At 39.3% G+C, this 14,723-nt stretch carries 14 protein-coding genes; 8 read left to right on the plus strand and 6 right to left on the minus strand.

Going from position 1 to position 14,723, the window contains the following annotated elements; genetic code table 11:
• Positions 1-52: 52 nt before the first annotated feature.
• The 6 genes from ACSV5T_RS08725 to dnaA form a co-directional block, all read right to left on the minus strand.
• Positions 53-301: a DUF370 domain-containing protein gene (locus tag ACSV5T_RS08725; RefSeq protein WP_004692940.1), complete on the minus strand. Its 249-nt coding sequence runs from the start codon at positions 299-301 to the stop codon at positions 53-55.
• A 13-nt stretch (positions 302-314) separates the two neighbouring features.
• Positions 315-1,217 (minus strand): DUF721 domain-containing protein, encoded by a 903-nt coding sequence (locus ACSV5T_RS08730; RefSeq protein ID WP_438320824.1) that lies wholly within the window; start codon positions 1,215-1,217, stop codon positions 315-317.
• On the minus strand, positions 1,204-2,304 hold the full coding sequence (recF, locus tag ACSV5T_RS08735) for a DNA replication/repair protein RecF (protein ID WP_438320825.1): 1,101 nt from the start codon (positions 2,302-2,304) through the stop codon (positions 1,204-1,206). The genes ACSV5T_RS08730 and recF overlap by 14 nt, the downstream gene beginning before the upstream one ends.
• A 3-nt stretch (positions 2,305-2,307) precedes the next feature.
• Positions 2,308-2,541 (minus strand): RNA-binding S4 domain-containing protein, encoded by a 234-nt coding sequence (locus ACSV5T_RS08740; RefSeq protein WP_004692943.1) that lies wholly within the window; start codon positions 2,539-2,541, stop codon positions 2,308-2,310.
• Between the two features lie 291 nt (positions 2,542-2,832).
• Positions 2,833-3,945 carry a DNA polymerase III subunit beta gene (dnaN, locus tag ACSV5T_RS08745; protein WP_054747902.1) on the minus strand — a complete coding sequence of 371 codons (1,113 nt, stop codon included), beginning with the start codon at positions 3,943-3,945 and terminating at the stop codon, positions 2,833-2,835.
• Positions 3,946-4,343: 398 nt separating this feature from the next.
• Positions 4,344-5,921, minus strand: a complete 1,578-nt coding sequence (gene dnaA / locus ACSV5T_RS08750) for a chromosomal replication initiator protein DnaA (RefSeq protein ID WP_438320826.1) — start codon at positions 5,919-5,921, stop codon at positions 4,344-4,346.
• 830 nt (positions 5,922-6,751) lie between these two features.
• Here dnaA and rpmH point away from each other — a divergent pair.
• From rpmH to rsmG, 8 genes are all read left to right on the plus strand, one after another.
• Positions 6,752-6,886 (plus strand): 50S ribosomal protein L34, encoded by a 135-nt coding sequence (rpmH, locus tag ACSV5T_RS08755; protein ID WP_004692946.1) that lies wholly within the window; start codon positions 6,752-6,754, stop codon positions 6,884-6,886.
• A 79-nt stretch (positions 6,887-6,965) separates the two neighbouring features.
• Positions 6,966-7,325 (plus strand): ribonuclease P protein component, encoded by a 360-nt coding sequence (rnpA, locus tag ACSV5T_RS08760; protein WP_156719487.1) that lies wholly within the window; start codon positions 6,966-6,968, stop codon positions 7,323-7,325.
• A gap of 49 nt (positions 7,326-7,374) precedes the next feature.
• Positions 7,375-7,596, plus strand: a complete 222-nt coding sequence (yidD, locus tag ACSV5T_RS08765; RefSeq protein ID WP_072270728.1) for a membrane protein insertion efficiency factor YidD — start codon at positions 7,375-7,377, stop codon at positions 7,594-7,596.
• A 168-nt stretch (positions 7,597-7,764) separates the two neighbouring features.
• Positions 7,765-8,433: a YidC/Oxa1 family membrane protein insertase gene (locus tag ACSV5T_RS08770; protein WP_303880512.1), complete on the plus strand. Its 669-nt coding sequence runs from the start codon at positions 7,765-7,767 to the stop codon at positions 8,431-8,433.
• 8 nt (positions 8,434-8,441) lie between these two features.
• Positions 8,442-9,239, plus strand: coding sequence for an RNA-binding cell elongation regulator Jag/EloR (jag, locus tag ACSV5T_RS08775; RefSeq protein WP_438320827.1), 798 nt, complete (start codon positions 8,442-8,444; stop codon positions 9,237-9,239).
• Between the two features lie 189 nt (positions 9,240-9,428).
• Positions 9,429-10,814, plus strand: a complete 1,386-nt coding sequence (gene mnmE, locus ACSV5T_RS08780; RefSeq protein WP_438320829.1) for a tRNA uridine-5-carboxymethylaminomethyl(34) synthesis GTPase MnmE — start codon at positions 9,429-9,431, stop codon at positions 10,812-10,814.
• Between the two features lie 275 nt (positions 10,815-11,089).
• Complete coding sequence (mnmG, locus tag ACSV5T_RS08785) at positions 11,090-12,961, plus strand: tRNA uridine-5-carboxymethylaminomethyl(34) synthesis enzyme MnmG (RefSeq protein ID WP_438320830.1); 1,872 nt, start codon at positions 11,090-11,092, stop codon at positions 12,959-12,961.
• Positions 12,962-13,790: 829 nt separating this feature from the next.
• A complete protein-coding gene (gene rsmG, locus ACSV5T_RS08790) occupies positions 13,791-14,543 on the plus strand; it encodes a 16S rRNA (guanine(527)-N(7))-methyltransferase RsmG (protein ID WP_438320831.1) in 753 nt (250 codons plus the stop codon).
• Positions 14,544-14,723: the final 180 nt, after the last annotated feature.

A 14,723-nucleotide genomic window follows, 5' to 3' on the forward strand; every position in this document is an offset into this window, starting at 1 on the left:
TATCACACTGTACTGGATTGAAATTTGGTACAACACATGTACAGAATAAATCTTATCTCTTTATTATACTATAAAACTCATCAATTCGTCTCATTAAAGTCTTAATGCTAATACCAGATCCATAAACGCAATCATCAGTGACCACATAAGTCTTGATTTGCTCCTCTGGTACCATAGCGATATACTCTAGCGTTTCATAGTGATGAATAGGACTTTTATGGGACTTTCCGCCCTTGGCGTGCACCATGGTAATGATGGATTCAATAGGCACGGAAATGGTATCCCCAATATGAACGTACATAGGAATGCCCCCTCTACTTTTCTAATGTCCCATTAAGGGCATCAATTTTGCGCTGTTCTTCTTCAGCAAGGAACTTAGACCGATATTTATTACATAAATTAATAACATGCTGATCCGTTAGCTCATCAGGCTTTTTATGCGTAATGAGCATGGCCACCATATACATATGACGGCGATTAATAGATCCTTTATAAATTTTATCTAGGTAAAAGTATATGGATTCCCGCATCGCTTCTGCAAAATCTGGGAAGGTACACTGTATAAATTGCTGACAATCACTATATTTAAAGTACGGATACTTTCTAATAACCGACTTAATGTCCTTAATATGTTTTCGATGCAATTCATATTCACAGGTCGGACATATATCCCGTTTAGATTGCATATGCATGCCACATCGACCACAACGATGATAGCCATGCTGCTCTAAATAGATTTCCCGCTTTCGAGCTGTAATTTGCACTTTTCTGAAAGCAGCTCGTAATTCTTCATTATCCGTCTGTTCTAACGACTTATCGATGGCTTCTACGTCTTCTTTTGAAAGCACAATATCTGCGAAATTAATACGTTTTGTAATAATCTGTTCATCAGGTAATGAAATCGATGTATCAGTATTAGCTTTCACATAGCTCTGACGTTTCATAATAAAGCGAATATCTTTGATTACCTCTTGATGGTAATACTTGTTAACAGCCTCAATGATACGTCGTTTTTGCATCTGTAATTCCTGCATCCACATGGAATTATCTGCACTGATAACCATATCTGGAGGCTTGATAGATACAATTTTCGTATGATCTGCAATGACATCGCCCACTACATCACGCCACTTGTGAACGAGGGTATTTAATTTATATTGTTCCAGTAAATTCAGTTTTGATAAGGCCTTTGGTAAACAAAGATCAAGGCTGTCCATACTGAACCTTTCCCCCTTCACAAGAAATAAATTGAACAGATTTCAAATCTTTAAAATCGTGAATATCTGTAGTAGTAATAAATGTTTGAATACGTTTATGAATAAACTGCAATAAATTCGCTCGTCTCGACTCATCAAGTTCGCTCAATACATCATCCAATAACAGAACTGGATATTCCCCAACCTCGGACTTGATAAACTCAAGCTCACTCAACTTTAAGGATAATACAGCAGTTCGTTGCTGCCCTTGGGATCCAAATTTCTTTAAATCCATCGCATCAGAAAAGAATCGTAAATCATCGCGGTGAGGACCTACGCTGGTTGTCATCCGATGACGATCCTGCGGCAAAGCTGCTTTGATGCGCTCGTAAAAGCCTTCCTTTGTATATTCTAATGAACCATTGTCCATGTAAGGCTGTACATAACCGATGGTTAAATTCTCTAGACCACCGGTCAATTTACGGTTCATCAAATCGATGAGAAGGTTAATTTTCTTCAAGCTCTCTAACCGTTTCTTTACGATAAAGCTCGCCATATCGGCTAATTGCAAATCCCATTCTTCAAGAGGAATATTTTGCTTCCCTCTATATTCTTTAAGGATCACATTGCGCTGCTGTAATAACCGATTATACTGCATCAATTGATGATAGTACGTAGCGCTCGTCTGAGAGATTTCCATATCGAGGAACCGTCTACGACCCGACGGAGTTCCTTTGATAAGTTGTAAATCTTCAGGACAGAATATAACTGTATTTAATGTACCAATCAATTCTTTTTGAGATATTTTAGTGTCATTTAAGCGAATATCCTTAGGACCTTGGCGGAATAACTTGATATTTACCTTTTGTGGCGTATCCTTTTTCTCGAACTTTACTACAATGCCCGCTTCCTCAGCGTTAAACATGAGCATATCTGACGTATCGTTGGTCCGATGGCTTTTACCAATGGTACCCACATAGATAGATTCGAGGATATTCGTCTTACCAGCCCCATTAGTGCCATGCAAAACGATAATCTCCGGATTAAACTGAATCGTTACATCCTTATAATTACGAAACTGGAATAATTGCAGTGAGTCAATTCTCACCGATTAAGCCTCCTCTTGAGTAATTACGAGATCTACATCAAGACCTTCGCAAGAAATCACATCGCCAACGCGACATTTCTTGCGTTTTTCTGTGACAACCTGACCATTCAAAGTAAGAATACCTTCATCGATAAAGGATTTAATTTGACCACCTGTTTCGATGATACCTTCTAACTTCAACAACTGATCAATTTGAATGTACTCCGTATGAATGGGTACCTGCTGTTGCTCTTTCATAACGTCCTCCTATAGTGGACAATTTATAACTATATGGGAATTAGGTAACGATGACTTTTAATCATCATTACCTAATAAAAATATGTATATTAATTCAATAAGATATACAGAATATTGATATTTTTATCAATAAACTAATAACAGATTTTAACATTTAACATTATTAATTATTTAGTACCAGAGTACAGGTCGCTCGCTGAGCATTTTTCTACGAAAAATTGCACGCTCCGACCAAAGTGATGTGTGGCTCCCATCGTCGCTATTGCTCCTCTGTTAGCTCACACCCTACTTTTATGCATTCGTACGAACTGGTGTTACTACATATGTATAGTTCGGATTATTGTCTTGGCGAATAACAACAGGACCATTTTGTTTTAAGAACAAATGGATGTTGTCACCTGTGCTGTGGCGCAAGATGTCAGAGATGTAGCGACCGTTGAAGGAGATTGTGAAAGGTGTGCCTTTAAATTCAACAGCTACGTCTTCTTTTGCCATACCGATTTCAGTATTTTGAGTAGATAATGTTACATTGCTTTCAGCCCAATCATAACGAATTACGTTATAACTGATATCTTTAGCCAATAAGGATACGCGATCAACGGCACCAGCGAATTCGCGGCGGTCAATCACAGCGCTAGAATCGAATTGGGAAGGAATTACCTTTTCATATTCTGGATACGTGCCTTCGATCAAACGAGAAATGATATAAATAGATTCAAAGTTGAAAACGATTTGTGTGCGGTTCCAAATGATGTTAATCATGGCTGGATTATCTGTTGGTAATAAACGAGATACTTCAGCCAATGTTTTTGTAGGAATGATAGCGCGCATTGGCGTAGTTGCTGGTTCATCGATGGTAATTTTCTTAACAGCCATACGGTGTGTATCAGTAGCAACCATTGTTACTTCATTTTCTTTGATTTCAAGAAGAGCACCCGTAAATACAGGACGATCTTCGTCAGTAGCAGCTGCGTAATTTGTTAAATCGATGAGTTCTTTCATTGCAAAGCTATCGATGTTCACATGATCTTGGTCATGAATTTGTTCAACTAAGGAGAAATCATCGGGATGCAATGTTACCAAGTTGAATTCGGAAGAGCCGGATGTGATTGTCAAAGAATTACCATCTTCTGGTTTGTAAAGTTCGATTGTATCGCCTGGTAATTTGCGAATTAATTCTTGGAAGTAGCGGGAACCTACAACTAATGTGCCAGGTTCTTTGATGTCGCCATCGATTGTTAAACGAATACCAAGTTCAAAGTCATTACCTTGCAATTCTACTTGTCCATTTTTTGTTGTCATGTAGATAGCACCTGGTAAGTTGGAACTTGTTTTATTTTGAGATACCTTTTGCAATACGTTGATTGCTTTTTGGAGATTTGCTTTTGGGAATGTAATATGCATATGTTACTCCTTTATAATTTGTCTGTTTGTTATTAGTACTATTAGATTTGTAGATTGCTTTACATTATATATATTGTTTGTATGTACTGTTTCCATATAATGCAGAAGCACTGATAACTACTTCTTTTGTTTGTAATATTCTATGTTTGCTATCGTAGATGCTCTATAGATATTCTGCGATAGATCTGTTTCTACTGGTTTTTTGATTGTTTGTTAGTTTTAGTAGTAGTAATAGTAGGGGCCTGTTCATATGTGTAAAAGTGAATTGGCGCTACTAACTGTGCGATTTATCGGTTGTGTATAACTATGTTGATAGTTTGTAACCACTTATCCACATACTCACAGCGGAGTGCGGTTTTTAGGATATCCACAAAGTTACGCACAATATATCCACAGAGTTATCCACAGGTTGTTAATTTCTGTTTAATTTCAGAAATCATGTTCTTAGTTTCTTCGTTTCGCTCAATTTCCTTCGTGATTTTATCGTACGCATGGAGAATTGTTGTATGGTCACGAGAGAAAGCTGCTGCGATTTGCGGATAACTTTCGTTGATCATATCGCGGCATAAATACATGGCAATTTGGCGCGGAAATGCGAATTGAGCCTTCCGTTTTTTGCCGAGCAAGTCTTGCTTTTTAATATTGAAATAAGAACTTACAAAATTCTGAATACTTTCAATAGTTACCATGTTCACTTCTTCTGTGTGAACGAGTCCGGCCAAGGCTTGTTTAGTATATTCTAGGTCGATAGATTCAAGACGTTGATCGATGGATGCGGTACCGATTAATTTTGTGAAAGCACCTTGTAATACGCGGACATTTTCGCTGAATTGAAGCGCCACGTAGTTGATGGAGTCGTTATCGATGCGGATAACGCGGTTTTTCTTATATTCTCTTTCGAGTAAGGATCTAAAGATAGCAATGCGCGTTTCTAAATCTGGATTTTCCATTGTTGCAATATAGCCAGCTTGGAAACGAGAACGGAGACGGTCTTCGAATTGTTCCATATCGTTTGGCATCGTATCAGAGGTAAGTACGATTTGTTTGTTGTTATTTAATAGTTCATTGAACGTATTAAATAGCTCGGTTTTCGTACTTTCACGACTTTCAAGGAACTGAATATCGTCAATCATGAGTACGTCGATATTGCGGAACGTGTTGCGGAATAATTTACCTTGGTTACGCTGCAATGTTTCGACGAAAATGTTCATAAAGTTTTCGCTCGTAATGGACATAACCTTCATGTGTGGATGATTTTCCTTGATGGCATTGCCGATGGCGTGCATCAAATGCGTTTTACCGAGGCCTGAAGGACCATAGATAAAGAGCGGATTATAGTCACCGCCTGGATATTCAGCTACATTTTGAGCTGCTCCAAATGGAATGCGGTTTGCGTTGCCTGTTACGTAATTGTCAAAGCGGTACGCTGGATTTAGGTTAGATAAGGATAAATCTACAGGTACATTATCAGATTGTAATGTAGGTGTTGTAGTTTCAACTGTTTTACTAGGCGCTACCATTGGCTCATCTGGAATTTCCACAGGTGCTGGTGCGCGATCGATGTAAACCGGCTCTTGATAGATTGGTTTATAGAATTCTTCTTGATGCGTTTTCTCCTCTACTACTGGAGGTAATGGCATCGGCGGAGCCACTACAGGTGTATCATCGATGAGATTTTCATCAACAAAGGTAGTATCTACACTCTCTTGATTGAAATCGAATAACACCATATCCCGATGGGAACCGATAACCGTAGTAATAGCATCCTGCAAAGCTTTGCTAATCTGCGGCTGCTGATCGATTAAGTTTTTAACAAATGTTTGCATGACCCCTATATGGATCGAATGACTGTCGAGAGACATGGGAATCAACGATGACGTGACGCGCAAGTACAACGCGTCAGGCAAATGTTGCATGTTCTTTTTCGCCTCTTGCAATATATGTTCCCATATATTATTCAAATCAAATGACTGCATGACGTGCCTCTTGTGTATAACTATTGCGATAAATGTGTATAACTTTAGGAATAATGTGTATAACTCTTGTGAAAGCTGTGGAAAAACCTGTTATTCCTGTGAATAACCTGTGCACAACCTGTGAATAAGTGAAAATAAAATTCTCTTCCAACCAGATAATAACTGACTTTATAGATTACACAGGTTAAAAGAGAAAAAATGTGGATAACCTTAAAAGTTATCCATCAAAAACTTATAAAAATATATACTTTTTCCTAATTTCAGTTATGATTGTACCAAAAAATCACTAGTTTGTCATTTATTCTGTGGATAACTTTTGGTTATCTGAAGGAGAAGTGTTAATAACTCAGTTATTATCTCATCTTTTGTTCATCAATTACTTTTGGGGGAGGAATGAAAACTACTTTTATCGCTCCATTCTGACGCAAGTCGCTCAAAAAGTAGTTTTCATTCCCCTCCTCCCATAAGATAATTTATATGATTACAATACACATAGATGAAAAAGTAATTGATGAACATTACAGCATCAACCTTCAGATAATCAAAAGTAAATGATCAATAAAATAACAAACTAGTGATTTTTCTAAGAGGGAGTGTTAGGTGTAGATGTGGATCTTTGACCGAAACGATGAGTATGGAGGGAGAAAACCACATCTATCCCTCCCCCTATAAAAGTAGTATCAGTTTTAAGTTCTATCGAATTTAAGTAAAATCCACATAAAAGTCTTTCAGAATAGCCCTAAATGATTGACAAATTTACGTTTTAACTCTATAATTACCCTGTTATGGTATAAGTAAAACAATACAAATGACGAGGAGGTGTTTTACTAATGAAACGTACTTACCAACCAAATACTCTTTGGAGAAAACGTACCCATGGTTTCCGTGAACGCATGAAAACTATCGGTGGCCGTCTCGTTTTAAAAAGAAGACGTGCAAAAGGCAGAAAACGCTTATCTGCATAATATAATAGCTGTTAGGCAGGAGAAAAAACTTGGCGCTGCTGCCAAGTTTTTCTATTCTTAGGACTTAAGGACAATGCATATGGATTATTGCCTCGATAAAGCAAGACGACTGACGCACAATAATGAATATCGCCTTGTGTATAAGCACGGAAAATACGAAGTAGGCCGTATGTGTGTACTCTATCGTATGCCCGTGGCGAAGCAATCTACGCGCATTGGTTTTGTAACCGGCAAAAAGGTTGGTTGTGCTGTTGAGCGCAACCGAGCTAGACGGCTTATGAAAGAGGTGTATCGCCTCAATCAACATGCCATACGCGAAGGGTATCATATCGTAATTGTTGGACGTGGCCCTCTGAAAAACGCTACCTACGAAAAAGCGGAAAAGGAAATTTTGTATCTCTTGCGAAAAAGCAAATTGTTGATACAAAATAATAAATAGGACCACAAGTTAGAGGCTTTGGTCCTTTTTTGTGTATATGGAGGTTTCCATGAAACGCTGTATAACTACGCTTTTACGACTTTTAATTAGGTTCTATCAGCTTGCCATATCTCCCTTAAAACCTGGATGTTGCCGTTATTATCCGACATGTTCCACATATACTCTGCAGGCCATCGAAAAATATGGTCCTTTGAAAGGTAGCTGGATGGGTTTAAAACGCATTCTTCGCTGCCATCCTTTTCACAAGGGTGGCTACGATCCAGTTCCCTAACCTATTTGGGCTTAGGCTGGATGCGGGCTGTGAAAGTAACTTTCACAAAAACCATCGAGCACAGTTTTGGAAATACCTAAGCATCTGTATGGATGAAATTTAGACCATACCATAACGATATATAGATGCGCAAAGGACAGTTTCGGACTGTAAGAAAAAGGAGAAACAATGGAATTCTTAAGTAGTATATTCCACCCTATCGTTGAATTGATGACTACATTGGTAACCTATGCGTTCCAATTAACTCAAATGGTAGGCTATCCAAGCTACGGTGTGGCTATTATCCTTTTAACAATCGTTATCAAAGCGATTTTGGCACCACTTACTGTTAAACAAATCAAATCCATGAAGGCTATGCAAGAGTTACAGCCTCGCATGAAAGAATTGCAAGACAAATACAAAAACGATCCTGCAAAACTTCAAGCTGAAATGGGTGCATTGTACAAAGAAATGGGTGTTAACCCACTAGCTGGCTGCTTGCCTCTATTGGTGCAAATGCCATTCTTGATCGCTATCTTCTATGCTTTACAAGGCTATCCATACGATCAAAACTATGTACAATTCTTATGGCTTCCTAGTCTTGGCGAACCAGATCCAATGTACATCTTGCCAGTATTGAGTGCGGCATCCACATGGATTATGTCCAAGCAAACTAGTAGCGGTGCATCTGGTGCTGCTGCGCAACAACAAAAGATTATGACAATCTTTATGCCTTTATTCATTGGTTACATCTCCCTTAACTTCCCATCTGGTTTAGTTATTTACTGGATCGTATCCAATGTATTCCAATTTGTGCAACAACATTTCATTTACAAAAGCTTAGAAGCTAAGAAATAGGAGACACTATGGAATTTATCGATGTATCTGCTAAAACCATTGAAGATGCCATTGCCAAAGGCGTAGCTCAATTGGCTGCAGAAGGCCAAGAATTGGTAGAAACTAAAGTCTTGGAACAACCTTCTAATGGCTTTTTGGGCATTGGTCGTAAACCAGCAGTTGTTCGCTTATTCTTCACATCTGTAGCTAAAACTGCTACTCAAGAAGAAGTAGCTCATGTAGAAGAACAATCTGTAGCTGTTGCTTCCGAACCGGTGGCAACAACTGAAACAGAAGTAGAAGACACAGCAGTTTATTCTACTGAAGGTGATGTTGTAGAAAAAACTTCTAAAAAGGAACTTTCAAAAGAAGATCAACAAGAAATCGCTGAAAAAGGTAAACAATTCCTCGATGATATGTTTACTCAAATGGGCCTCACTGTGGTTATCGAAAAAATGATGACTAAAGATAAGATTACATTCCAAGTACACGGCGAAGATTTAGGTATTTTGATTGGCAAACATGGTCAAACATTGGATGCTATTCAATACTTAACAAATCTCGTGGCTCACAAGGATGTATCTGGCCACTGCCATATCGTTGTAGATGTGGAAAACTATCGTTCTCGCCGAGAAGAAACATTGGTAAATCTCGCGAAACGTTTGGCTTCTAAGGTGAAACGCAATCGTCAAAAGGTTTCCTTAGAACCAATGAATGCTTTTGAACGTAAAATCATTCACACTGCCCTTCAAGGCGACAAAAACGTTGTTACTAACAGTGAAGGGGACGAACCGTTCCGTCACGTTGTGATTACGTACAAAAAATAAAATATAGTGGTGCAGCTTTCAAGTAACTGAGATTATCGGTTGCTTGAGAGCTGTCCTCTTTATTCTTTAGGTTATGGTGAAAGCTAACCTAAGTTAATCTTCGCATGCAAAGATTAGTTTAGTTTAACTTTCACAGGCGAAGAACATATACAAAAACAAATATTAGATAATCGAAATACGGAGATATTTATGTATATAGATGATACAATAGCGGCCATTGCGACGCCGCCCGGTATCGGCGGAGTTGGTATTATTCGGGTCAGCGGCAAGGATAGTTTTCCTATTGTAAATAGCCTGTTCAAGAGCGCTGGCACCGTTCCTTTGATGGACCGCCAAAATAGAACGATACAATATGGGACCATTGTGGACCCTGCAACGAACAAGACCATCGACGAGGTTCTTGTGTTATTAATGAAAGGCCCTCATTCCTACACGGCAGAGGATGTAGTGGAAATTCAGTGTCACGGCGGCATTGTGCCGGTTCGACAAATCTTGAAATTGCTCGTAAATCATGATGTGCGTATGGCAGAGGCCGGTGAATTTACGAAGCGTGCCTTTATGAACGGACGTATCGACCTCACCCAAGCGGAGGCGATCATTGATATTATTGAAGCGAAAACAGAGGACTCCCTCTCCCTCGCTGTGGCACAGCTGGATGGGACCGTTTCGTCCTTTGTAAAAGACGTGCGTGAACAGCTTATCGCTATGATTGCCCATTTAGAGGTTACTATCGACTATCCTGAAGAGGATATCGAGGACGTAACGAGCCAAGAGGTTAGCGATCAATTGCAACCTATTTTGAAAGCTATGGATGAACTTTTGTCCACAGCGAACACGGGTCGCCTCATTCGCGACGGCATTACGACAGTTATTGTAGGCCGTCCAAATGCAGGTAAATCGAGCCTTATGAACGCTCTCTTGCGCGAAAATCGCGCTATCGTAACAGATATCCCTGGTACGACACGGGACAGTATTGAAGAATATATGACCGTAGAAGGCATTTCCTTGCGCCTTATTGATACGGCAGGTATCCGCGATACACAAGATACGGTGGAAGCCCTCGGCGTGGAACGCGCTCGCGATTATATCAACAAAGCAGACATCGTGCTCTGTGTTATCGACGGGTCTACTCCATTAACCTCTGAAGAAATCGAAATTTTGACCTCTGTCAGCGGTTTGAACACCATCGTGTTACTTAATAAGTCCGATGTGGCACAAGTCGTTACAGATGAAAATATTAAAGAACACGGAACTTTTACAGCTATTGAACGCATTAGTGCTAAAGAAGGCGAAGGCTCTGCAGTTCTTTCTAAATGGGTACAAGAACTCGTCTACGGCGGTCGGGTAAAACAAGACAACAGCGCCATGATCAGTAACGTGCGCCACATCAGCCTCATGGAACAAGCAAAGGCACAAGTCGAACAAGCCCTCTCCTCCATCGACATGGGCATGCCAGTAGACTTTGTAGCTACCGACCTGCGTAGCGCCTGGGAACTACTAGGAGACATCACGGGCGACACCATCCGTGAATCCATGATCGACGAACTATTCAGTCGTTTTTGTTTAGGTAAATAAAAGTAGGGTGTGAGCTAACAGAGGAGCGCTAGCGACGATGGGAGCCACACATCACTTTGGTCGGAGCGTGCAATTTTCCGAAGGAAAATGCTCAGCGAGCGACCTGGACCATGGGAAAGACACTGCATCACTTTGTTCCGAACGTAAAATTTTCTAGGCTACAATGTAGCCTAAAGAAAATTCACAGTGAGGAACTGGACTCTGGGATATTAGTCCTTGTAGTTTTGAGTCAAATAATCTTTCAAAATAAGTAATATATAAGGAATTTAATTGATATGTACACAGTAGATAATTATGATGTCATCGTCATCGGTGGTGGTCATGCTGGTTGTGAGGCGGCTCTTGCCGCTGCCCGCATGGGTCATCGCACGTTGATGGCGACCATCAGTTTAGATAATATTGCGCTTATGCCATGTAACCCTGCCGTTGGCGGTCCTGGTAAAAGCCATCTTGTTTATGAGCTTGACGCCTTAGGCGGTCAAATGGGTATCAACGCGGATGCTACGGCTATTCAAATGCGTATGCTCAACATGGGTAAAGGCCCTGCCGTTCATTCATTGCGCTGCCAATCCGATAAAATCAAATACCAACATTTGATGAAACAAACCATTGAAAATACAGAAAACCTCAATGTTAAGCAAATCATGGTTACGGAGCTTAAGGTTGAGGACGGCAAAGTAACAGGTATCGTTACAGAGCTTGGCGAGTTCTATGGTGCTAAAGCTGTCGTTCTTTGCACAGGTACCTATTTGAAAGGTAAAATCCTCATCGGCGACATCGATTACGTAGGTGGCCCAAATGGTCAACGCGTAGCGGAACATTTCTCTCAATCCTTGCTGGACAATGGCATTGAGTTGATGCGCTTTAAGACTGGTACGCCAGCTCGTGTAGATAAACGTACTCTTAACCTTGAAAATATGGAGGTTCAAGAAGGCGATACACATCATCACTCCTTCTCCTTTATGGATGAATGGATCAATCGTAATGAAGACGTATGTTGGCTGACCTATACTAACAAAGAAACGCACGAAATTATTACAAGCAATATTCACCGCGCTCCAATGTATAGCGGTAAAATTGAAGGTGTAGGCCCTCGTTACTGCCCTTCTATCGAAGATAAAGTGGTGCGCTTTGCCGATAAAGAACGCCATCAATTATTCGTAGAACCAGAAGGTACAGGCACAAATGAAATGTATGTACAAGGTATGAGTACATCCCTTCCTATGGACGTACAATATGCGTTCCTTCGTACTATTCCTGGTTTAGAAAATGTAGAAATCATGCGCCCAGCGTATGCTATTGAATATGATTGTTTGAACCCAACACAATTGACACCAGCCCTTCAAGTGAAACATATTGAAGGCCTCTACTCTGCTGGTCAAGCCAATGGTACATCTGGCTATGAAGAAGCGGCTGCTCAAGGTCTCATGGCTGGTATTAACGCAGCTTTATGGCTTGAAGGTAAAGAACCATTTATCCTTGCTCGCTCCGAAGCATACATTGGTGTTCTCATCGATGATCTCGTAACAAAAGGTACAAACGAACCGTACCGTATGATGACGAGCCGCAGCGAATACCGTCTATTACTTCGCCAAGATAATGCAGATATGCGTCTCACTGAAAAAGGTCGTGCTATCGGTCTTGTAAAAGACGATCGTTGGGCTAAATTTACAGCTAAGAAAGCTGCTATCGAAGAAGCGATGGATATGTTGCGAAATACACCTGTAAATCCATCCAAGGAAACACAAGCTTTGCTTGAAAATTTAGGTACAGCACCTATTAGAACAGGTATTCATGCCTACGATTTAGTAAAACGTAACGGACTCTCCTATGCTATCGTAGCCGATGCATTTGGTTTAAAACGCTATACACCTGACGTAGAAGAAGCTGTTGATATCTCCATTACTTACGAAGGTTATATTAAAAAGCAAATGGACCAAGTCGATAAGGTTCGCAAACTAGAAGAAAAAATTCTTCCAAAAGAATGGGACTATACACAAATTAAGGGCATTTCTCTTGAAGCTCAACAAAAGCTCAATAAAATCCGCCCTCACTCCATCGGCCAAGCAAGCCGTATCTCTGGCGTATCCCCTGCGGACGTATCTGTGCTGTTGATCCAATTAGAACAATACAATCGAAGCAAATAAAATATGTGATAACATAGAAAAAAGCTAGCTAATTATATTAGCTAGCTTTTTTAGTTATAAGGCTTCCCGTTCTTGATGCTCATCGATTTCGCGACCTTGGCTCATATAGTCTGGAGTAAATAATGATAGGCCCATTTTAAATAATATCCACATAAATTTTTGTTTCATGGGTACCACCTCCCTATTAATGGTAGTGTATCTATAAATAGAATAATTAGCAAGTTATTTATCTATATAAAAGAGAGCGACATTAGTAAGGATTTGTATATTGATGCGAATATTTATAAAATACATATTGTTCTACGACTAAAATATGTACACTAGAGAAATACATTACGTGTACATTCAGAATAGACAAATTAATTTATATATGAAGAGAAATTCATGGTGATAAATTAGAAATAAACTGTGAAATTTGTTTGATAAAAAGATGGACCAATTTCTCAATTAATTGCTTTAAATGATAATGCGAGTATAACATTTATCCCCTACCCTATTTTGTGTTACGCAGGTCCTATATTTTGGTTTATAAATGAGAATGAGCTGAGAATATGCTATAATATAAAGAAAAATGACTTAAATATTTCGCTTATATGGTCATTTTATTAGTTTTTGTATATAAACTTATATAAAATAGATTAAAAGCACTGTATAACGCAAAATTTTGAGTTTTATAGCATCTGAAAATCGAAATACCATTTTGATATCTCATATATTGTTAAATACATAGTTTTGCCTATATGATATGTCATATGACATGAATTTTGTTACATATATGTGGATTACTTTTAGTATTATATAAATATCTAATAATTTATTAGGAGTACTTATGAAAGAGAAATACGATGTGCCTATAGCACCTGAGTCTGAATTTGTTTCATACATGATGGAGCAAATGAACCAATTTGGTTTGCCTTGTACGGAAGAGCAGGCGAAGGACTTTTATGTGTATTATGCGCGCATGATTGAAACAAATAAATACCTCAACCTTACGGGCATCACAGATATGAAAGAGGTTGTAGTGAAGCACATGATCGACTCCCTCTCCTGCTATGACTCAAATATCATTAAATCCGGCATGTCTATTATTGACGTTGGCACTGGCGCTGGTTTCCCTGGTATTCCGTTGGCAATCTATAACCGTAGCCTTAAGGTTACACTCTTTGACTCTTTGAAAAAACGTCTTACCTTCCTTGAATCTGTTATAGATGAGCTTAAATTGACGAACTGTACTACCTTACATGGTCGTGCAGAGGATCTTAGCCATCAAGATTATCGTGAAAGCTTCGATATCGCTACGAGCCGTGCAGTGGCGAGATTACCTATTCTTTTAGAATGGACTGTTCCATACGTAAAAGAAGGTGGCTATGTTATTGCCTTAAAAGGTGCTATTTACGAAGAAGAAGTGGGAGAATCCAATAAAGCGCTCAGCACATTAAAAGCTAATATTGAAGAAGTACGTACCGTTACTCTGCCAACCTTGGATGATAAACGAGCTATCCTGTACATCAAGAAAATAGGTAAAACACCGAAACAATACCCACGTAAGCCAAAAGAAATTAAAGACAAACCGTTAGTGTAATCTTTAAAGGGGAATATAGTTGCTTGTAAGCACAATATAAACAAATTCTGCCTTATATAAACAACAAGAGGATGCAAATCTAAGATTTGCATCCTCTTTCTCTTTTGTACGCCGAATAGGCATGACTAAACCCCCAGTTAAACTGGGGGTCGGTAAAAAATTCTTAGAGAAAAGGAAAGA

The sequence above is a fragment of the Veillonella sp. ZSJB6 genome (assembly GCF_051549505.1).
In the GTDB taxonomy this organism is placed as follows: Bacteria; Bacillota; Negativicutes; order Veillonellales; family Veillonellaceae; genus Veillonella.

Bases quoted from the DNA above. Each gene is read 5' to 3' on its own strand.
- ACSV5T_RS08730 (WP_438320824.1), bottom strand. From the start codon at position 1,217: ATGGACAGCCTTGATCTTTGTTTACCAAAGGCCTTATCAAAACTGAAT.
- jag (WP_438320827.1), top strand. From the start codon at position 8,442: ATGGAATTTATCGATGTATCTGCTAAAACCATTGAAGATGCCATTGCC.
- yidD (WP_072270728.1), top strand. From the start codon at position 7,375: ATGAAACGCTGTATAACTACGCTTTTACGACTTTTAATTAGGTTCTAT.
- rsmG (WP_438320831.1), top strand. From the start codon at position 13,791: ATGAAAGAGAAATACGATGTGCCTATAGCACCTGAGTCTGAATTTGTT.
- rnpA (WP_156719487.1), top strand. From the start codon at position 6,966: ATGGATTATTGCCTCGATAAAGCAAGACGACTGACGCACAATAATGAA.
- ACSV5T_RS08770 (WP_303880512.1), top strand. From the start codon at position 7,765: ATGGAATTCTTAAGTAGTATATTCCACCCTATCGTTGAATTGATGACT.
- dnaA (WP_438320826.1), bottom strand. From the start codon at position 5,921: ATGCAGTCATTTGATTTGAATAATATATGGGAACATATATTGCAAGAG.
- ACSV5T_RS08740 (WP_004692943.1), bottom strand. From the start codon at position 2,541: ATGAAAGAGCAACAGCAGGTACCCATTCATACGGAGTACATTCAAATT.
- mnmE (WP_438320829.1), top strand. From the start codon at position 9,429: ATGTATATAGATGATACAATAGCGGCCATTGCGACGCCGCCCGGTATC.
- mnmG (WP_438320830.1), top strand. From the start codon at position 11,090: ATGTACACAGTAGATAATTATGATGTCATCGTCATCGGTGGTGGTCAT.
- dnaN (WP_054747902.1), bottom strand. From the start codon at position 3,945: ATGCATATTACATTCCCAAAAGCAAATCTCCAAAAAGCAATCAACGTA.
- ACSV5T_RS08725 (WP_004692940.1), bottom strand. From the start codon at position 301: ATGTACGTTCATATTGGGGATACCATTTCCGTGCCTATTGAATCCATC.
- rpmH (WP_004692946.1), top strand. From the start codon at position 6,752: ATGAAACGTACTTACCAACCAAATACTCTTTGGAGAAAACGTACCCAT.